This is a genomic window from Caballeronia sp. LZ065, assembly GCF_031450975.1.
Classification (GTDB): Bacteria; Pseudomonadota; Gammaproteobacteria; order Burkholderiales; family Burkholderiaceae; genus Caballeronia.
Map to the genome: position 1 here is coordinate 779,924 of NZ_JARUXV010000003.1, position 20,418 is coordinate 800,341.

General features: G+C 65.6%; 13 protein-coding genes and 1 pseudogene (1 of these 14 running past the window's edge). 4 read left to right on the forward strand and 10 right to left on the reverse strand.

Annotated features, from left to right (window positions below; all coding sequences use genetic code 11):
- From QCE63_RS23560 to QCE63_RS23580, 5 genes are all read right to left on the reverse strand, one after another.
- Positions 1–4,995, reverse strand: the 5' end (the start) of a protein-coding gene (locus QCE63_RS23560; RefSeq protein ID WP_309836378.1) for a non-ribosomal peptide synthase/polyketide synthase. 21,237 nt of this gene lie to the left of the window's left edge; 4,995 of the gene's 26,232 nt are visible here — the first part of the coding sequence; the start codon lies at positions 4,993–4,995; its stop codon lies off the left edge, out of view.
- Between the two features lie 78 nt (positions 4,996–5,073).
- Positions 5,074–5,964 carry a YqcI/YcgG family protein gene (locus QCE63_RS23565; protein WP_309836379.1) on the reverse strand — a complete coding sequence of 297 codons (891 nt, stop codon included), beginning with the start codon at positions 5,962–5,964 and terminating at the stop codon, positions 5,074–5,076.
- 212 nt (positions 5,965–6,176) lie between these two features.
- On the reverse strand, positions 6,177–7,610 hold the full coding sequence (locus tag QCE63_RS23570) for a peptide synthetase (protein ID WP_309836380.1): 1,434 nt from the start codon (positions 7,608–7,610) through the stop codon (positions 6,177–6,179).
- A 30-nt stretch (positions 7,611–7,640) separates the two neighbouring features.
- The gene (locus QCE63_RS23575; RefSeq protein ID WP_309836382.1) at positions 7,641–8,408 is read right to left on the reverse strand and encodes an alpha/beta fold hydrolase; all 768 of its coding nucleotides are present in this window, start codon (positions 8,406–8,408) and stop codon (positions 7,641–7,643) included.
- A 19-nt stretch (positions 8,409–8,427) separates the two neighbouring features.
- Entirely contained in the window at positions 8,428–8,664 is a 237-nt protein-coding gene (locus QCE63_RS23580) for an MbtH family NRPS accessory protein (RefSeq protein WP_309836383.1), read from the reverse strand.
- A 681-nt stretch (positions 8,665–9,345) separates the two neighbouring features.
- Between QCE63_RS23580 and QCE63_RS23585 the strand changes: the two are divergent.
- Positions 9,346–10,215, forward strand: a pseudogene (locus QCE63_RS23585) (ATP-binding cassette domain-containing protein); the annotation flags it as partial.
- Positions 10,216–10,340: 125 nt separating this feature from the next.
- Here QCE63_RS23585 and QCE63_RS23590 read toward each other — a convergent pair.
- Positions 10,341–11,849 carry an MDR family MFS transporter gene (locus QCE63_RS23590; RefSeq protein ID WP_309836384.1) on the reverse strand — a complete coding sequence of 503 codons (1,509 nt, stop codon included), beginning with the start codon at positions 11,847–11,849 and terminating at the stop codon, positions 10,341–10,343.
- 290 nt (positions 11,850–12,139) lie between these two features.
- Here QCE63_RS23590 and QCE63_RS23595 point away from each other — a divergent pair, with 290 nt between their 5' ends.
- From QCE63_RS23595 to QCE63_RS23605, 3 genes are all read left to right on the forward strand, one after another.
- Entirely contained in the window at positions 12,140–14,080 is a 1,941-nt protein-coding gene (locus QCE63_RS23595) for an AAA family ATPase (RefSeq protein ID WP_309836385.1), read from the forward strand.
- Positions 14,081–14,206: 126 nt separating this feature from the next.
- Entirely contained in the window at positions 14,207–14,677 is a 471-nt protein-coding gene (locus QCE63_RS23600) for a hypothetical protein (protein WP_309836386.1), read from the forward strand.
- Positions 14,678–14,751: 74 nt separating this feature from the next.
- Positions 14,752–16,917, forward strand: coding sequence for a TonB-dependent siderophore receptor (locus QCE63_RS23605; protein ID WP_309836387.1), 2,166 nt, complete (start codon positions 14,752–14,754; stop codon positions 16,915–16,917).
- Between the two features lie 79 nt (positions 16,918–16,996).
- Here the strand turns inward: QCE63_RS23605 and QCE63_RS23610 are convergent, their stop codons facing one another.
- From QCE63_RS23610 to QCE63_RS23625, 4 genes are all read right to left on the reverse strand, one after another.
- Complete coding sequence (locus tag QCE63_RS23610; RefSeq protein ID WP_309836388.1) at positions 16,997–17,725, reverse strand: SDR family oxidoreductase; 729 nt, start codon at positions 17,723–17,725, stop codon at positions 16,997–16,999.
- A 14-nt stretch (positions 17,726–17,739) separates the two neighbouring features.
- Positions 17,740–19,041: an MFS transporter gene (locus QCE63_RS23615; protein WP_309836390.1), complete on the reverse strand. Its 1,302-nt coding sequence runs from the start codon at positions 19,039–19,041 to the stop codon at positions 17,740–17,742.
- 71 nt (positions 19,042–19,112) lie between these two features.
- Entirely contained in the window at positions 19,113–19,880 is a 768-nt protein-coding gene (locus QCE63_RS23620) for an SDR family NAD(P)-dependent oxidoreductase (protein ID WP_309836391.1), read from the reverse strand.
- Positions 19,877–20,401, reverse strand: a complete 525-nt coding sequence (locus QCE63_RS23625; protein ID WP_309816733.1) for a 2,4'-dihydroxyacetophenone dioxygenase family protein — start codon at positions 20,399–20,401, stop codon at positions 19,877–19,879. The genes QCE63_RS23620 and QCE63_RS23625 overlap by 4 nt, the downstream gene beginning before the upstream one ends.
- Positions 20,402–20,418: the final 17 nt, after the last annotated feature.

The following is a 20,418-nucleotide window of genomic DNA, read 5'->3' on the forward strand; positions in this document are numbered from 1 at the left end:
GTGCCGTCCGACGCGGGCGACGTCGAGCGCCTCGCGCCAGATGGCCGCAAGCCGCGTCTCGATGCCGGAGCGAGGCGTTTCGTAGCTTTCGGACTCGAACACGGGCGCAGGCAGCGCACGCATGTCGACCTTGCCGTGAGCGGTGAGCGGCAGCGCGTCCAGCCGCACGATCGCGGCAGGCACCATGTAGTCGGGCAGCACGCGGGCGAGCGCGGCGCGTAGCGCGGCGGGGTCGGCATCGCCGCCGATATGCGCGATCACGCGAGCGCCGGACGGTCCCGCGTCGGTCGTCGCCACCGCCTCGCGCACGCCGTCCTGAGCCAGCAGGCGCGCTTCGATCTCGCCCAGTTCGATGCGGTGTCCGCGAATCTTGACCTGATGATCCAGACGTCCGAGATAGTCGAGCTCGCCGTCGGGGCGCCAGCGGGCCAGATCGCCGGTGCGATACAGGCGGCTGCCGTCGGCGGCGAACGGATTCGGCACGAACCGGCTCGCGGTGAGCGCCGCGCGGCCGAGGTAGCCGCGCGCGAGTCCCGCGCCCGCGACATGCAGTTCGCCCGTCACGCCGATAGGCGCAAGTGCGCCGTGCCCATCGAGCACATACAGGCCGAGGTCGGCAATCTGCCGTCCGACCGGGCTGCGGTCGGCATCGGCATCCGCGCGCGTGAGCGGACGGAACGTGACGTGAACGGTCGTCTCGGTGATGCCGTACATGTTGACCATGCGGGGCGATGCATCGCCGAAATGGGTGAACCAGCGGCGCAGCGTGGCCGTTTCCAGCGCCTCGCCGCCGAAGATCATCACGCGCAGCGCGAGGTCCCGGGCGTCGAACAGCGCGGACTGCTGCGTGAGCTGGCGAAACGCCGATGGCGTCTGATTCAGCACCGTGACGCCTTCGCGTCGCAGCAGCGTGAGGAACTCCGCGGGCGCGCGGCTCACGAGATAAGGCACGATCACCAGCCGGCCGCCCAGACAGAGCGCGCCGAACATCTCCCAGACGGAAAAATCGAATGCATAGGAATGGAACAGCGTCCAGACGTCATCCGGGCCGAAGCGGAAGTCGGCAGCGGTGGCATCCAGCAGACGGCCGACATTCGCATGCGTGATGAGCGCGCCCTTCGGTTGCCCGGTCGAACCCGACGTGTAGATCACATACGCCAGATGCGATGCGTCCACGGGCAGATCGAGATTGGCCGTGTCGCTGTCGCCCGCGAGCGCGGCGTCGGCGTCGATATCGAGCACGGCGACACCCGGCGTCGCGGGCAGCGACTCGCGCAGCGATGCTTGCGTGAGCAGCAGCGTCATGCCGCTGTCGGTCATGAGGAAAGCGAGGCGTTCTGCCGGATAGCGCGGGTCAAGCGGCACATAAGCGCCGCCCGCCTTGAGGATCGCCAGCACGCCGATCACCAGTTCCGCCGAGCGGTCCAGCGCCAATCCGACGCGCGTTTCGAGACCGACGCCGTGCTGCACAAGCCGACGCGCGAGTCGATTGGCGCGGGCGTTGAGTTCGCCGTAACTGACGTTCGCGCCTTCGTACACGAGGGCGACAGCCTGCGGATCGCGAGCCGCGTGCGCCTCGATACGCCGGTGCAGCGGCATGCCGCCAGCGCACTGCCCGCGCGGCGCGCTCCATTCGAGAAGGCTTGCGGTTTCGCCTGCCGTGAGCATCGGCACGTCGCGCGGCGTACGCGCCGTATCGTTCGTGAGCGCGTCGAGACAGGCGACCAGATGCGCGGCGTAACGCGCCACGGTGGCGGCCTCGAACAGCGCCTCCGGATAGATGAAGCGCGCCTCGAAGCCGTGCGTGCGCGACTCCTGAATATCGAGCGTGAGATCGAACTGGGCATCGGCAGGCAGCAACAGGTCGATGCTCGCGTTCAGGCCGGGCCAGCGCGAACGCGGCGCAGACTCACCGACGACGTGATTGAACATCACCTGGAACAACGGGGTTTCGTCGAGCGCGCGGTTCGGGCGCAACGCTTCGAGGAGCACGTCGAACGGCAAGTCCTGATGCGCGTGCGCGTCGATGGCGGCGCCACGCACGCGCCGCAGCGCGTCGCTCAACGGCTGCGTGCCGTCGAACGCCAGGCGCAGCACGAGCGTATTGACGAAGAAGCCCGCGATGTCCTGCGTGCCGGGCCGGTGCCGGTTCGCGACGGGAATGCCCACGCGTACGTCGTCGCTTGACGTATGCGCGCGCAGTACCAGACCAAGCGCGGTCAGAAACAGCATCGACGGGGTCACGTCGTGCGCGCCGGCGACCCGGCGGATCGCCTGATCGAACCCGGGCGGGAGTTCGATGGCGTGCTGCGCCGCCCTGCGCGAACCGCGGCTGCCGTCGATCCGGCGCGGCCGGTCGGTCGTCAGCGCGGGCGCGGGCCCGGTGCCGAGCGTGCGACGCCAGTAGTCGAGCTGGGACGTATGCTCCGCGCGGCCGATCCAGGTCCGCTGCCACGCGGCATAGTCCGTGTATTGCAGCACGGGACCGGGAAGCGCAGGCGCGCGCGCTTCGACGCGCGCGCCGTATAGTTCGGCTAATTCGTCAACGAAGCGCTGCATCGACCAGGCATCGCAGACGATGTGATGCAGCGCCAACACCAACCGGTGACGGTCGTCGCCCAAGGACAGCAGCGCCGCGCGCAGCAGCGGGCCGTGCCGCAGGTCGAACGGTTCATCGGCGACGCGGCGTGCGGCATCTTGCGCCGTTGCGCCAGCGTCGGGCGCCGTGCGCAGATCGAGCCGCGCGATGCTCACGCTTGCGTCGGCATCGACGATCTGCTGCGGCTCGCCGTCGGCATCCTCGCTGAAGCGTGCGCGCAGCACAGGGTGACGCGCGATGAGCGCGGCGAGCGCGTCGTTCAGCGCATCGGTCTCGAGCGAGCCTTCCAGCGTAAGCGTCCCGGCGACGTTATAAGCGGTGTCGGACGGATCGAGCCGCCATAACGCCCACAGGCGGCGTTGCGCGTGGCTCAACGGCGAAACCCGGTCGAACGCGGGCTGTCGCTCGATGGCCGGCAGCGCGCTCGCGCCGCCCTGCCGCGCGCGCAATCGGTCAATGCGCGCGGCGGCATCGGACAGCCGGGGCGCGTCGAACAACTCACTCACGCCGTAACCGGACGCGAGCGTCGCCGCCACCCGGGCCACCACCCGCACTGCCTGGATCGAGTCGCCGCCCAGACGGAAAAACTGGGCGTCGCGAGTCGTCACATCGCGGCCGAGCACTTCGGACCAGATCGCCGCGAGCGCGCGTTCAGTGTCGCTGGACGCCGCGAGCGAGGCAGCAGGAGAGGCATCCAGAGGCGTCGCCGTCAGATCGTCGCCTGCCTGCCACGTGATCCACGCATCGAGCGAGCCATCCTGCCAGCCGCGCAGCACCGCAGTGCGCTGGAGCTTGCCGCTCGAGGTCTTGGGCAGCGCACCCGGATTGAGCAGCACCGCCACCGACAACGGCTCGCCGGTCAGCGACGACACCAGCGCATCGAGCTCGTCGATGATCGCCTGCGGTGCAACCAGCGACTGCGTCCGCCGCGCGATTTCCGCCGCGATGCCGATGCCCTCGCGGCCGTCGATCTCGACCGCGAACGCCGCCACGCGGCCCTTGCGCACGAGATCGAGTTCATCCTCGACGCGCTGCTCGATATCCTGCGGATAGACGTTCAGGCCGCGTACGATGATCAGGTCCTTCACGCGCCCCGTCACATACAATTCGCCGCCGGCCATCATGCCGAGATCGCCCGTGCGCAGCCAGCGTCGTCCGAATCGCTCGACGAACGTGGCAGCGGTCGCCTGGGCGTTGCGCCAGTAGCCGGCCGCAACGCTCGGTCCGCTGACCCAGATCTCACCGGTGTCGCCCTCGGGCAGCACTGCGTCTCCCGAGCGCGCGACGATGCAAATGTCGTGCGCGCCCGGCACGCGCCCGCAGCCGACCAGCCGCTTGCCAGCGACACGCGCCGTTTCGTCTCCCGCGACGGGCGCGGCCCTCGAAACAACGCCCTGGCCGCGCTCGCCACCCGTCACGAGCAGCGTCGCCTCGGCCAGTCCGTAACAGGGATAAAGCGCGCCGCTGTCGAAGCCGAACGCGCCGAACCGCTCGACGAAAGCCGATAGCGTCTCGAATCGCACCGGTTCGGAGCCGGAGAAGGCCACGCGCCAGGAGGACAGATCAATGTCCTTCATCTGCGCATCGCGAATGCGTTCGCTGCACAGCCGGAACGAAAAATCGGGACCGCCGGAAATCGTGCCGCGATGCCGGCTGATGGCCGCGAGCCAGCGCACCGGCTGCTCCAGAAAATGCGCGGGCGACATCAGCACCAGCGGAATGCCGCTGAACACCGGTTGCAGCAAGGTGCCGATCATGCCCATGTCGTGCGGCAGCGGTAGCCAACTGACGAACACGTCGTCGTCGCCGACGCCCAGGCGTTCGCGAATCGCGATTTCGTTGGCGATCAGATTGCCGTGCGTCACCATCACGCCCTTCGGCGCTGACGTGGAACCCGACGTGTACTGCAGAAACGCGATGTCCTCGCCTTCGAGTTCAATGACCACGTCGCCTTCGTCGCGCAGCGCCGCGTCGACGAGCACGATCTCCGGACAGCCCGGCATGCCATCAAGCAGCGCGCGCACGCTCTCCTCGAACACGGTAGTCACCAGCACGAACTCCGCCCCGGCATCCTCGATGATGAGCCGCAGGCGCGCCGCATACTGTTCGCGCGCGCGATCGGGCGCAAATGCCGGCACGGCGAGTACGCCCGAATAGAGACAACCGAAGAACGCCGTGAAGTAGTCCACGCCGCTGTCCATCAGCAGGAGCGCCCGTGCACCCTTGCGCGCGCCGCCGCCCAGACGCGCAGCGAGCGCGTGCGCGCGCCGGTTCAGTTCGCCGTAGCAATAGGTGCTGTCGCCGGCTTCATCGACGCACACGAGTGCGCGCGCGTCGGGACGTTCTTTCGCAAGCGACTGGAGGCGCTCGGCCATATGCTTCGGAGTTTGGAACATTGCGTATCTATCGAACGGTGCACGGGGGCCGCTGTCCGGCAGGACTGCGGCGCTGCAAGATGCGGACGGAGATGCGCGTCAGTCGGCGTCGTCGTCGGACGGGCCGCTGGCTGCGCGCGCCAGCGGGCGCGTGTCACCCTTGGCCGCGTGCGCGGTGTCCTGGCCGTCGGACACGGGCCGCCACGTCTGGGCGCGCTGCTGCCGACGCAGAAACGGGCAGCGGTCGGAGGCTGGCAGGTTTTCGTCTTCGAGGAAGTACTGCTTCCACTCGAGATTGCCGGGATCGCCGTAAAAGCCCAGATCGGGATGCGGGTCCACGTCGTCCCACTTGCGCAAGCGTTCCCGCACCTGATTGCGCGCCTCGCGGCCGATCACCTTGTTGGTGATGGTGTCGACGAACACCGCGCGGGGCTGGAACAACAGCACCATGCCCGGCCCGAGATTGCGGCTGTGACGCCGCGCAAACGAAGGACACGCGCAGACGACGAACATCTGCAAGCCGCCGAAGCCGAATTCCCATGCTTCGTCCGACGGTTCGGGCTGGAGGTGGGCTTGCGGATCGGGATCGAGGTCGTGAAGTTGTTGCAGCGCGCGCCAGAAGCGGTCGTGATAGGCGCGATGCGAAAGCGGCGCGCGATCCGGTTTGAAGAACACCGCCAGATTGTGGCGGCGGTATTCGGGCTGCGCCGCGAGACGCGTGAAGGCGCTCATGGCCGACACCAGATTGCCGCTGTCCTCGTCCTCCACATACGCGTAGAACATCTCCCCGCGACGCTCGGCGATCGTGCCGAAGAAGCACGGATATTCCGGGTGCAGCACTTGTGTGCGCAAGGTCTCGTAAGAACTGCCCAGCCATGCGGGCGTGTCGGTCACACCGACCCGTCCGCCGTGCAGGACACGCGCGCGCCAGTCGCTGACCGGGCGTTTGGAGTTGTCCTTCACGGCGCTGCCGTTGTTATCAGCCTGCATGAAACTCTCCGTCAGAAACGCGGTTGTCCGGGCGAGCCTTTCCCGCGCCCGCTGTTCGCAGTCGACGCAAAAAAAGGCAAGCCCGCTGGCCTGCGTATGCGGGCCAGTGTCTCGTTGGATATTCCGGATCGTTCTGAAGCAGAACGGGGCTGGGTAGGAGGGTGCTGCGTGCCTGGCGGTCATCCGGTCCGATGCTGCGAAACTGCGCGGCGTCAGCTCGCCGATGGCGAAGCGCGAAGTTCCTGTTGCAATTCCTCGATCCACTCGTCGGGGATGATGGGCTGGTCGTAGGTACATTCCTCCGACAGCACGGTCGAACCGTGCAGCCGTCCATCGGGAATCAGCACCATGTCGCCGTGGCTCATCTCGTGGCGCATGCCGAGATTGCCCCAAAACAGCATGCGGCCCTCCTCGTTGCGAATCACGACGAGCCGGTGATCGTTGTGTACGTGTGTCGTCGAGCACATGTCGCGCGGCTCGATGAACGTCTCGCGATCAATGCCGGGACACTCGACGGCCACGCGCTTGTCGATGCGATGCGCGAATTCGACATAGCGGTCGATCGCGGACAGCCACTTCAACTGCTCGCCCAGATCCCAGCGGGCACGTTCCGCGATGCGCGCGCCCGCCCCGATGCCCTGTGCCGCGCGAAACAATCCCTGCGCGCCGAAGTCGCGCTCGACACGCGCCAGCGCGCGTGAGCACCGGGCGCTGAGTGCATGGGTGGCGGCGGCCGCGTCGAACGGCGGCGACCCGGGCGAAAGCAGATGGGGGCATGCCTGAGTGAGCGCAGCCATGAACGCGACGCCTTCGGCCTCGGCGACAAAGGCCGCTCCCAGCAACGCGAACGCACGATCCGGCCGCGAGCCGAGCGCGTAGAGCAAATTCGCTTTCGCCATGCTCGTCGGCAAATAGAACTGCCAGTACGAATGCTCGCGCCGGATCACACCCGAGGCCTGCGCGACGCGCGCCAGCAATGGAGCGAGGGCTTGCGCGGAAAGATCCGGCCGGTCTTCGGCCGGTACGCTGTCGAAGAACCCCGAGGCGGCGGCACGCTCGATCGCCATGCGGCGCGAAGGCGCGAGGCTGTAGCGCTGGATCATGATGAAGCGCAAGCCTTCGACGAGGTAATCGTTGTCCGTCAAAAGCGCGAACATCTCCGTCCAGAAGGCCTTCTCCTGCACGACGACATCACGCACGCGCGCAGCGAGATCGCCCGCTGTCTCGCCGTGACCCGCCTCGTTGCCGAGGAAGGTGAACCCGTAATGTTCCAGGAACGGACGGATGCGCGCGCCGAGCACCTGATTGCGCTCGCCATAGAACGCGTCGAAGGCTTCGAAGTCTTCGACGCTGCCCGCGCGCGGCAGGCGCGCCACGCTCACTTCGTTCAGGCTCAGCAGCAGCCGCTGCGTGGCGAGCGCGGGCAGGCGGCTCACGCGCTCGGCGGGCACCGGCTTCATGAACTTCAGAAATTCGAGATCTTCCGGACGCAGCGGGCGCCGGTAAAAATCTTCGTCGAGTTCGAGCTCCTCGACAGCCGCGCTACGGAACGCGTGGTGCGAGGCGAAATTCCGGATCAGCCCGAGCACTTCCTCACGCTGGGCGAGATAGGGCGTGAAATCAAAAAGCGCCGACGACTTGTCCACTCTGCTCTTCTCCACAGTTGACGCTGGCGGTCAGACATGCGATCGCCTTGGCGACGGATCGGGCTGCCCGCAAGGCTGAACCCATCGGGCGAGGCTGTCAGCGACGAAATCAATGACCGCCGTTCGATGGGTGTTGATGAAAAAGTGATCCGCATCGAGCTCCCGCGCCTCAATCGCGCCGCGGGTCTCGTCGCGCCACGCCGACATGCCTTCAGGCAAGCGGGCGAGTTCGTCGTCGCGCGTGCCGCTCAGGACCAGCATCGGGCAATCGAGCGGCCGGCGAGGGCGGTATGCGTAAGTGCCGCAAAGGTGAAAATCTGCTCGCAAATACGGCATCACGAGATCCATGAACTCGCGGTTCTGCAGCAGTTCCTCCGGCATGCCCTTCAGCGCGCGTACTTGCTCGACGAATTCCGGCTCGGGGCACGTAAGCCAGTGATGCTCGGGTTCGCGGTCGCGCGGCGCGCGGCAGCCGGACGCGCCAAACCAGACCGGCGCGACCCCAAAACGCTCGCGCAACGCTTGCGCGAGTTCGATACCGACCAACGCGCCCATGCTATGTCCGAAGATCGCGAACGGAGCACCGATGTGCGGTTGGGCATCCGCCAGCAGCAGATCGAGCAACGCAGGCCAGTCGACCATCGCGGGCATGGCATGACGTACGCCTCGGCCGGGCATGTGCAAGGGCACGACCTCAATCCATGCGGGCAGCCACGCGGCCCACTCACGATAAATCGACGCGCTGCCGCCTGCGTAGGGCAGACAGAACAACTTGAGCGCCTCGACTCTTTCGGCCATGCGATTCATGCTGGCGTCATCAATGCGGCAGTTGTCCGGCCTCGCCCTGAGCGACGCCGTCCATCGCCTGACGAAGGCTCAGCGGACGCATGTCGGTCCAGTGCGCTTCGATGTAGGCAAGGCATTCGCTCTTCTTGCCACGCTTGCCGGCTGCGCGCCAGCCGCCAGGAATCTGCTTGTAGCTCGGCCATATGGAGAACTGCTCTTCGTGATTGACCACGACGTCGAACTCGGCGTTTTCATCGTCCCAACTCATGCTGTGCACCTCATGTTGAATCGATCTGAAAAGCGGGCATCGCGCAATACATCTGCACCGCCCAAATATTTAAATGCGAATCATTCTATATTAGAGAAACTTGGCCGGCTTGCCTACCCAACCCGATAACGCTTCGATGTCGACCTGATATCCGATTAACGCTGCCGGAATGTCTGGACCAGCTTTTCCCTGTCATCCGAAAAATATCGGAAATGCTGAAGTTTTCCGTCGGATTAAGCGTTCCAGGCAAGCGCTAAACAAGGGAATTGGGGTCGTCATCGACCGCCCCACCATCGAGTTGATGAGAATCATTCATTACTGTGACCGCGCGATGACCGGTGCAAATTGTTGCGTATCGACCCGATACCTCACAATTTAATTGAATCTTACGTCACGTAAACAGGAATGGTTCTTATTTCGACGACGAATGTAGTTCTGTATCGTAAGTGTGTCAAGACATTTTGGCCGTTGCGCGAGCGCTTGCTGAGATCGCGCGGTGCACCCATGATGAGAACATCCAGGCGTCGTGCCCTTTCCACCTTGCCGGGCAGCAATGCCGTCTCAACTGTAATGCGAGTTGTTCATACTCGGCGTCCGGTAGGGGCGAATATCAGTTTTCTTTTCACCAATAAAGTTGCCGCGCAGCCCTGAGAACCCGCTACTCATCGACCTGCGCGATGTCTGCACGTCCTGCGCGGCGTGACGCTTTCGATCGACGCAGGCGAGTTCGTGGCGATCATCGGCGCGTCGGGCTCGGGCAAGTCGACCCTCATGCATCTTCCTGGTCGCCTCGACCGGCCGTCGTCCGGCAGCTATCGCTTTGCAGGTCAGGACGTGACGCGTCTGGATGCAGATCAGCTTGCCTGGTTACGGCGGGAGGCCCACGGCTTCGTAATCCAGGGTTATCACCTGATCGCCACGGAATCCTCTCGCGAAAACGTCGAAGTGCCAGCCATCTACTCTGGCGTGCGGCCTGACGACCGATACACACGATCGACCGCACTGCTCAAGCGACTGGGGCTCGAGACTCGACTCGATCACCGTCCCAACCCGTTGTCGGGGCAGCAGCAACGCGTGTCGATCGGCCGTGCGCTCATGAACGGCGGCCACATCCTCGTTGCGGACGAAGCCCACCGGCGCGCTCGACTCGACAAGCGGCGCAGCGGTGATGTCGTTGCTCACCGAGCTTTCCGATGCCGGTCACACCATCATTCTCTTCACCCATGATCGGCAAGTGGCTGAACGCGCGCACCGGATCATCGGGATCAGCGACGGCGGAATCGTCGCGGACTCAGGGAGCACGCTTGCGCCACCGCGACGGGAAGGCAGAGTCAGTAGCAGTCGAACTCATGACTGGCAAGACGCGACATCTCTCCTCGCCTCGATGTCAGCGGGGGCGTCTCACGCAGCCTCCTTTGTCGGCAACGCGAACGAAGCGCTGCGCCAGCATGGCGCGTGGTCTGGATCAACCGGTTTCGCACGATATTGACCTGGCTCAGCATCATCATCGGCGTGGTTTCGGTGATCGTGATGCTCGCAATCGGCAAAGGCACGGAATACCGTGCGAGCGCAGAGACCGTGCTTACCGTCCTCGACGCGCATCTGGCTCGACTCGTGGCCGCCGTCACGACATATCGTGCGCCGGGTGGCGGCTGGCGCCTTGATACGGCGGCCAGCTAACGCTGCGGCAGCCTGCTGCGCGCCAGCCTCAGCACCAGCAGGAAGCCGATGAACATCACGATGCCGCCCGCAATCAGACTCGCGCCAATCGCGCCGCGATAAACCGCCACGACCTGCGCCTGCTGCGCGGCGCTCATCTGTGCGATCGCGCCCAAGCCGTGATCGAGCAGCGCCTGCGTGTCGAAGGCCACGGGCAGATCGCTGAGTTCGCGCTTGAGCACGAAGCTCATGATGCCGCCCGACAACGCCACGCCCAGCGACGCCCCGAGCGAGCGCACGAAACCCATCGTCGCGGTTGCTGCGCCGAGCACGCGTTCGGGCACCGAGTTCTGCACGATGACGGTCGCGTTCGGCATGCCGATCCCCATGCCCGCGCCGAGCACCGCCATCGCGCAGAGAAACAGCGGCACGCTGGCGCCGCGATGAGCAAGCAGTGCGAGCGATGCCAGCCCGAGGCATTCCAGGAACACGCCGATCGACAGCAGCGTCGCAATGCGTTTCAGGCTGCCGACAGAAAGCCGTCCGCCCGCTACCGAAGTAATGAGCATCAACGCGACTTGCGGCAGCATCATCGCGCCGGATTGCTCGGGCGTCTCGCCCAGCACGAGCTGGAAATACAGCGGCATGAACACGAGCGAGCCCATCATCGCGAAGGCCATGATGCCCGACGCGGCCACGCAGGTGGCGTACGGCACGTTGCCGAACAGTTTCAGGTCGATGATCGGCTCTTGCGCGCGCCGCTCGACGAAGAACAGCGCGGCGAAGCACGCGAGCGCCAGCACGCAGGCCAGCGGCAGGCGCAGCCCGGACATGAACGATGCCGACGCCGAATTGAACACCAGCAACAGCGCCGACGTGCCGAGGCAGACCAGCACCGCGCCCGCGTAATCGACGGCGTGCTGCCCGCCGCGCTCGACCTTCGGCAGCGACATCAGCACCAGCGCCAGCGACAGCGCGCCGATGGGCGGGTTGATATAGAACACCCATCGCCAGGATGCGTGGCTCGTGATGAAACCGCCGAGGAGTGGTCCCGCTACGCTGCTCACCGCGAACGCGCCGGTGAAGAGTCCCTGATAGCGGCCGCGCTCGCGCATCGGCACGATGCTGCCCACGAGCGTCTGCGACATCGTCATCAGGCCGCCCGCGCCAAGTCCCTGCAACGCGCGGAACAGGATCAGCGTGTTCATCGACTGTGCGGCGCCGCACAGCGCCGAAGCCGCCAGGAAGATGCCGATGCTGAGCGCGAAGAACGGCTTGCGGCCGTACATGTCGGAGAGCTTGCCGTAGAGCGGCGCGCTGACGGTCGAGGTCAGCATGAACGCCGTCACCACCCAGGTGAGGTGATTGAGTCCGCCGAGTTCGCCGGCGATGACCGGCAGCGCGGTCGCGACGATGCTCTGGTCGAGCGCCGCCAGGATCATCGCGAGGATGAGGCCCGCGAAGACGCGCCGGCGCTGGTTCAGTGGCAGGGAGCTTGCGTGGGATTCGATTGCTTCGGTGGACATCGGTTGAAGGAAGGTTGAATGGCGGACGGTTGAGAGCGGCTCAAACGCCTTGGTCTGCCCGTCGGGTCGGTACGCTTTTTCGTGCGGTCGAACCGTTCCAGGTGCCAGCACGAACGGTTCCCGGCCGTCACTTTACTGGACGTAGCGCATGCGTAACCAGAGCGGTAACCCGCACGGACAGCCCGCCGCGATGCGTCCACCATGATTCAGCCATGCTCATGCGTCGCCGCATGAGCACCACGTCCCCGCCCGAGAGGGACGCACGCATACGCATTCGAGGAAGACCGCTGATGAAACCGGGAAAGAACGGACCGTGGACCCGGTGGGGCCGACGGCGGGTGCGCTTCGCCGTCGTGGTGTTCATCGCGGTGCTGATCGCGATCGGGGGCGCCGTGCTGCGCCACCGCGCCGCGCAGCCGCATGACGATCCGCTGCAGGCATCGAGCATTGTCCGCGCGATGCGCGATGACCCGTCGCCGTGGGCGCGCACCGAGCAGGACGCGTCGCGCATGCTCGCGGACATCCGCGAGCAGCGCGTGGCGGCCATCGGCGTGACGGTGGACGCCATTCTCGTCTCGACGAAAGACGGCGCGCGCTACTTCGTCACCGACCGCTTCGCCGTGTTCTCGCAGTCGCTGCTGCTCAATCCGGCGAAGGACGGCCGCGCGCCGGACTACCGGATCGCGTGGCTGCCGAACGTGTCGATCGGCACGCATGCGGGCTTCGCCACGCTGCTCGCCGTGTTCCGCGATTCGGCCAGCATGCTGGTATCCGTGCTGCTGCTGTTCCTGATCGTCCGCTACATGCGCCGCGAGATGAAAGGCGATGCCACGCTCACGACCGAACCGACCCATCTGAGCTTCGACGACGTGATCGGCGCCGCTGAAGCCAAGGCCGCGCTCGAAGATATCCGCGCCTATCTGCGCGATCCTGCCTCGTTCGCGAAGCTGGGCGTTCGTCCGCCCTGCGGCGTGCTGATGACGGGCGGTCCCGGCGTCGGCAAGACGCGGCTGGCGCAGGCGCTCGCGGGCGAATGCGGCGCGCAGTTCATCGCCATCACGGGAAGTTATTTCAGCGCGAAGTATTACGGCGTCGGCATCCAGAAGGTCAAGCAGTTGTTCAAGATGGCGCGCAAGCACGGGCCGGCCATCATCTTCATCGATGAAGCCGACGGCCTCGCCGCGCGCACCACCGGCGCGTCCGATTCCGCCGATGCCGAGAGCAACCGCATCATCAACCAGTTGCTCGCGGAGATGGACGGCTTCGACAAGAACGACGGCGTGATCGTCGTCGCCGCGACCAACTTTCCCGAGAGCATCGACGAAGCGCTGCGCCGTCCCGGCCGCTTCGACCGCATCGTGCCGGTGCGGCTGCCCGATGTCGCGGATCGCGTGAAGATCTTCGAGTATTACCTGGACCGGATGCCCGCGCGTGACACGGATATCGACTGCGCTCAACTCGCGCGGATGACGGTCGGCTTGTCGCCGGCCTCGCTGGCGATGATCGTCAACCAGGCGGGGCTCATCGCGCGCAGGGAGGGCGCGGGCACGGTAGGCGCCGCGCATCTGCGCGAGGCGGTCAAGATCGTGCGCATCGGCGACGTGAGCGGCGCGCAGAAGGCGCTCGATACCGACGAGGTGCGCCGCGTCGGCGTGCATGAGGCGGGACATGGCGTCGTCGCCGCGCTGCTGGGCACGGGCGTGCTGGAAGAGCTGACGGTGCTGCCGCGCGGCGGCGCGCTGGGCATGGCGCTCATCACGAAGCCGCAGGAGAAGCATCTGTACCGCCGCAGCGAACTCGAAAAGGAATTGATGATGCTGCTCGGCGGACGCAATGCGGAATTGCTGGTGTTCGGCGAGGCGTCGAGCGGCGCGGCTCAGGATTTGCAGGAGGCGTCGCGCATCAGTCTGGAGATGGTCTCGCGGCTCGGCTTCGGCAGCGACGGCAATCTGTTCAGCCTCGCGGCGCTGCCGCGCGAGAGCGCCGGGCGTCAGCTCGACGGAGCGATCACACAGGCCAACGCGTTGTTGAACGAGATGGATACGCGCTGCTTCGACTTGCTCGAGCGGCATCGGGCGATTCTGGACGATGTCACCCGCGAACTGATCCGCTCGGAGACGGTTCCGGGCGAGTATGTGTACGAGTTGATCCGGAAAGACGAACGCGTCCTGCCGCGCGAACTCGATGCGGCATGCGCAGGGTTCGATGCGCGAGTCACGCGTCCTATATAAAGCGCGCTGTCGCAGCCCTGCCTCACGCGCAAGCGCCGATCCGCCATGGTATGACTCCGCACCCCGACTCGATTCTATTGAAGCCCGATCGCCTCAATTTTGAGACAGCCGGTTAAAATGCGCGCCATGAATGCCCTTCGCCGGTTCCTCCTGCGGGGCGGAATCGCGAGCCGGCTGAACGTGCTGGCCGCTTTCGCCGTGCTCCTTGCGCGCGCCCTGCTGCCGGGCGCGGTGATGCTCGATCCGGTATCGGCGTCACAGGGCGATTTCGCGCTGGTCATCTGTTCCGGGCACGGCCCGATGTTCGCGCCCGACGCCCGCGCAATGATGAACATGTCCGGCGAGGACATGATGCACGGCGACATGCACATGTCTGCAAGCGGCGGCGCGCCCATGCAGACTCCGATGGCATCGGACGACGGTCTGTGTCCCTTCAGCGCCGCGTTGTTCGTCGCTTGCGTAAGCGTGACGCTCGCAATCGTGCTGTTTGCGCTGACGCGCGTCACGCAGCGGTGGCGCGTCCTTCCGACGCACCGGCCCACGCATGCGTCGCTCCATCTTCGCCCGATGTCGCGGGCGCCGCCTCTGTTCAGCTGAGAACCGGTCTTCCCGCTGCGCGCGCGCCCCTGGCGACGCGCGAGCCCGACTATTCCTTTTGCTGAATCGAATCCATGAACATCGAACCACGACCGCGGCATGCGGGCGTCGCGGGCACGCGCGCGCTCATTGCACGCCGCGCTGGCATTGCCGCCGCCATGATGTGTGCGGGACTGGTGAGCGTGCCCGAGGCGCGTGCCGCGGACGCATCGCCATCCGTTGACGATAGCGCCGCCCTGCCCGCCGTCCACGTCAGCGATACGCTCGCGCCCGCCTTTGCACCCGACACCGCCGACAACCTCCTGCGCACCGGCACGCCCTTGAAGGACTACCCGGCATCCGTGCAGGTCGTGCCGTCGGAGATCCTGCAGGAGCGCGGCGTCACGCGCATCGATCAGATCGCCGACAACGTCAGCGGCGTGCATGCCGAAGCGAGCTACGGCGGCAATGGCGCGACGTTCTTCAACATCCGCGGCTTCAGCGAGAGCAACGGCCTGCGCGACGGTTTCCGCAACTACGGCTATTACGCCTTCCGCGACGTTCAGAACATCGACCGCGTTGAAATCTTCAAGGGACCGGCGGGCGCGCTGTACGGCGGCATCGGTGCGGTGGGCGGCTATATCGATACCGTCTCCAAGCGGCCCGAGCAAGACAACTTCGGCGAGGTCGGCGTGACGGCGGGAACGCATGGCCTCGCGCGCTCGACCGTCGACGTGAACCGCGTTTTGAACGACGACCTGAGCGTGCGTCTGAATGCATCGGCCGAAAGCGATTCGACCTTTCGCGACAACGCGGGCTATCGCTCATGGTCCTTTGCGCCGGCGATCACGTGGGACAACCACAGCGGCACCTCGGTGACGCTGCTCACCGAGTACAACCACCTGAACCGCGATGGCTTCGACTTCGGCGTGCCGGCTGTGCCCGACTATCAGTCGCTGCCGCGCACCCGCTACTACGGGCTGCGCAGCGGCGTGTATCCGGGCATCGACGGCGACTATGGCCGCAACGACACCTTCGCCGAGACCGTGTTGTTCGAACACGCGCTGTCGAGCAACTGGACGCTGCGCCTGTCCGGGCAATACGCCTATGCGCGCCAGCGCTCGACCCAGTCCTTCCCCGACAGCACGACGCCCACCGGCAATCTGCTCGATTACTCCGTGTACAGCGGCGCGAACGAGTTCTCCCGGCAATATTCGGCCCGCGCCGAACTGGCAGGCAAGTTCTACACCGGCAGCGTGAAGCACGCGCTGCTGGCGGGCGTGGACACCAGCTATCTGAAGATCGGCAGCGGCGGCTCGCAGGTCTCGACGATGTCGCTCGACCTGTTCAATCCGGCCTTTGTATCCGGCCTGACACCGGGCGACCCGCTGCCCGGCCATCAGGGCCAAGGCAAGGACTATGGCGTGTACGTGCAGGATCTCGTCGAGCTGACGCGCGCGGTCACGCTTCAGGCTGCCTTGCGGGCCGACCGCTTCATCAACCAGGCCGACGAAGCCGGCCAGCCCACCGGTCACGGTCAGCAGACGGCGTTTTCACCGCGTATCGGTCTGGTGTGGCAAGCCACGGAAAGCACGTCATGGTTCGCCGACTGGAGCCGCAGCCATGCGCCGAACGTCGGGCATAGCGGCAGCAACGTCACCTACGACGCGGAAGTAGCCGAACAGTTCGAAGTGGGCGTCAAGCACGATGTCATCAAGGACCGGCTGAGCGCCAGTCTGGCGCTGTTCGACATCGAGCGGAATCACATCCTCACCACCGATCCCTCGAACCCGTTGCTGGAAGTGCTGACGGGCAAGCAGCGGAGCCGGGGTATCGAACTCGACGTGGCGGGCAACATCACGCCGCGCTGGAAGGCGATCCTCACCTATGCGTACACCTTCGCCACGGTGACGAGCGACACCACCTACCCGGTGGGCGATGTCCTGAGCAACGTCCCGCGCCACAGCGCGAGTCTCTGGACCGTGTACCGGCTGGAGTCCGTGCCGGGCTTGCAGGTCGGCGCCGGCCTGTATTACGTGGGTTCGCGCGAAGCGACCTTGCCCAACACGTTCAAGCTCGGCAGCTATGTGCGTGCCGACGCCATGGCGTCCTACGAACAAGGCCGCTGGAAGACGCAGCTGAACGTCTTCAACCTGTTCAATCGCAAGTACTACACCGGCGGCTCGGCGGCGACGTTTAACTACACGTTGACGCCGAGTCCGCCGTTATCGGCGCAGGTGACGGTCTCGTACCGGTTCTGAGTCCACCCGAGAAAAGCGAAACGGTCTCGCCCTGCCCTCCGGCAGAGGCGAGACCGCTTGCACGAGCAGACGATGAACGTTACGAAACGAGATACCCGCCATCCACCGGCACGATCGCGCCGGTCATGAACGAAGCCGCCGGCGTGCACAAAAACGCCGCCACTTGCGCGACTTCTTCCGGCAAGCCCCAGCGCTTCATCGGCGTGCGTTCGAGAATGGCTTGCGAGCGGCCGTCGTCGTTTTGCAAGGCCTGCGTGAGCGGCGTCGCGATCCAGCCCGGCGCGATCGCGTTCACTCGAATGCCATCGGCCGCATACGCGATGGCCAGCGACTTCGTCAGCTGCGCCACCGCGCCCTTGCTCGCGCTGTAACCCGGCACCAGCCCGCCGCCGAAGAAGCTCAGCATCGAAGCCGTGTTCACGATGCAGCCCGACGATACCTTCAGCAGCTCGCGCGCCGCCGCGCAAATGCGCATCGTGCCGTTCAGGTTGATGTCGAGCACGCGCTCGAACACTTCGGGTTGATGCTCTTCGATACGGCTGATCACGCCCGCGCAATTCACGACGATATCGAGCTGCTCGAACGTGCCGATCAACGCGACAATTTCGTCATTCGAACGCACGTTGAGCGTGGCCTTGCGCACGACCGGCGCCAGGACGTCGGGCACGTCGCCCGGCGGCGGCAGGCCCGCTGCCACGACGCTCGCGCCCATGTCGGCGAGCCGGTTCGCGATCGCGGCGCCGATGCCCGAGAATCCGCCCGTCACGAGCGCGGTCTTGCCTGCGAAGAGGTTACTGGAGAATGTCATGATCGAAGCCTTGCTTATGAAACCGAGGGAACGTGCGTGCTGGCCGGTTGCGGCGCCACCTCACGCACGACGAACAGATACACGAGCGCCGCGGCGAACGCGACCGCTGCGCTGATGAGCAGCGCATTGACGAACGAATGCGTCTGATCCACCACGATGCCCGTGATGACCGGCGCGAACGAACCGCCGAGATAGCCGCCAAAATTCTGCATGCTGCCGAGCGAAGCCACGAGATGACGCGGCGCCGCCACGGTCACCAGCGCCCAGGCGCTGCCGCTGGCAAGATTCACGAAGAACATCGCGAGCGAGACATAGGCGATCGCCATGGCCGTGCTGGGCGTGTACGCAGCCGGCACGGTGAACGCCGCCGCGCCGATCAGCCCGATGCACACCGGCCACTTGCGGCTGCGGATCGGCGCCATGCCCCGGCGCAGCAGATAGTCCGCGATATAGCCGCTGCCGCCCATGCCGAGCGTGCCGAAGATGTACGGAATCGACACGAGCCAGCCGGTCTTCGCAATGCTCAGGTGGCGCTCATGTTCGAGATAGCCCGGCAGCCAGGTCAGGTACAGCCACACCATGTAGATGACGCCCATGAAGCCGAAGATCATGCCCCACGTATTGCGCAGCTTGAAGAGCGCGCCCCACTCCTTGAAGCTCAGCCCCTTATTCGGACGCGCTTCGATCTTCGCGTTCTGGTCGAGCCATTCGGTTTCGTCCTGCGTGAGCGTGACTTCATCGCGGTTGCGATACCACATGTACCAGCCCACCGAGACCAGCACGCCGAGCACGCCCATGATGACGAACATCGTGCGCCAGCCGAACGACAGCAGCAGCACGGTGAGCAGCGGCGGCGCGATCATCGGCGCGATGGTCGAGGACGCGATGAAGGTGCCGGTCGGCCCGCCGCGCTCATGCACGGCGAACCATTCGTTGACCACCTTCGCACCCGCCGGGAACAGCGGCGCCTCGGCAATGCCGAGAATCGTGCGGGCGAACAGGAAGTGATTCAGCGACTGGATGAAGCCGCCCGCCATCTGCGCGACCGACCACACCAGCATGCCGAGCCCGAGCATGGCGCGCGAACCGAAGCGGTCGAGCATCGCGCCGACCGGCAATTGCGCGAACGCATAGGCCAGCGAGAAAGCCGACAGCAACAGACCGATCTGCGCGCCGCTCAGATGCAATTCCTCACTGACCGAGTGATTCGCGATGGACAGCGTGGTGCGGTCCAGATAATTGACGATGCCTGCGATCGTCAGAAAAACGACCGCGATGACCTGCGTGCGTTTCAGGCGCTTCGATTTCTGAAGCATGAGTGTCCCCTCGACTTGCGTTGTGATGTCCAGCGTGGTTCAACCGTCCGGCGCAGGCCCGCTGGCCGGTATCAGTATGTGGCGCGGCCGCCCGAGAGATCGAAGATCGCGCCCGTGCTGAAGGTGCATGAATCGGAGCAGAGCCAGAGCGCCAGTTGCGCGACTTCGTCGACGGTGCCGAGGCGGCCCATCGGGCTCTTGTCGATCATCGTCTGCACGTGCGCCGGCGACATCTGGCCGAGCAGCGGCGTTTCCACCGCCGCCGGCGCGATGCCGTTGACGAGCACGCCCGTCTTCGCGAGTTCCTTGCCGAGCGACTTCGTCATCGCGATCACGCCGGCCTTGGCCGCGCTGTACGCGGACGCGTTGGGCGTGCCTTCCTTGCCCGCGAGCGACGCGATATTGACGATGCGGCCCTGCCCCGCGCGACGCATCTCCGGCACGACGAAGCGGCTCACATGAAACGTGCCGATCAGATTGATCTCGACGATGCGTTGCCACTCGGCGGGATCGTACTCGTCGAGCGGCGCGGTCGAACCCGCGAAGCCCGCGTTGTTGACGAGAAAGTCGATGCGGCCATGACGCGCCAGCGTGGCGTCGAGCGCGCGCTGGATGGATGCGGGATCGGCGATGTTCACCTGGCATTGCGACGCGGCGGGCGTGGCGTCGTCGGGGCCGGGCGCGAGATCCCAGTTGACGACGATCGCCCCCTGCGCTGCCAGCGAGTCGCAGACCGCCCGGCCGATGCCGCCGGTCGCGCCCGTCACGACAGCCACGCGTCCCGCGAAGTCATAGGTCGCGAATGCTGTCGAGGCGGCCCGGGCGGGAGGCGTGCTCATCGGATGAACTGGTCGACGTAGTCTTCGCCCAGACCGACCTGCGCATAGTGCTTGCGGCACATGTCGATCTTCGTGAAGACGTCTTCGTAGCCCGTGTAGTTGCCGTACGGATCGCAGTAGAACATCACGCCGTTCACCTGGAAGTACGTGATCATCTCTTCCACGTCCTCAGGCACGTACAGCGTATGCGTCTCGCCCGGCGGCTCGTAGACATAGCTGCCTTCGGTGGCGGTCCATTCGTGTTCCAGATATTTCCAGCGCCCCTTCAGCACCATGCCGTGCACGCCCTGCGGATGGCGGTGACGGCTCAGCACACCGGACTTGCGCACGCGCAGCAGGTTCATCCAGTAACCTTGCGACGCATTCAGGCACAGCGGACGGAACGACACGTTCTCAGCCTGTGGGACCCACACGCGTTCATCGGTGGGAATGGCGAACGGGACGACGACTTCCTTCTGCGCTTCCTTCGGGAAGGGCAACTGGTAAGGCGTCATCGGATTGGTTTCGACGATCGTGGGCATGGATATCTCGTTTTAAA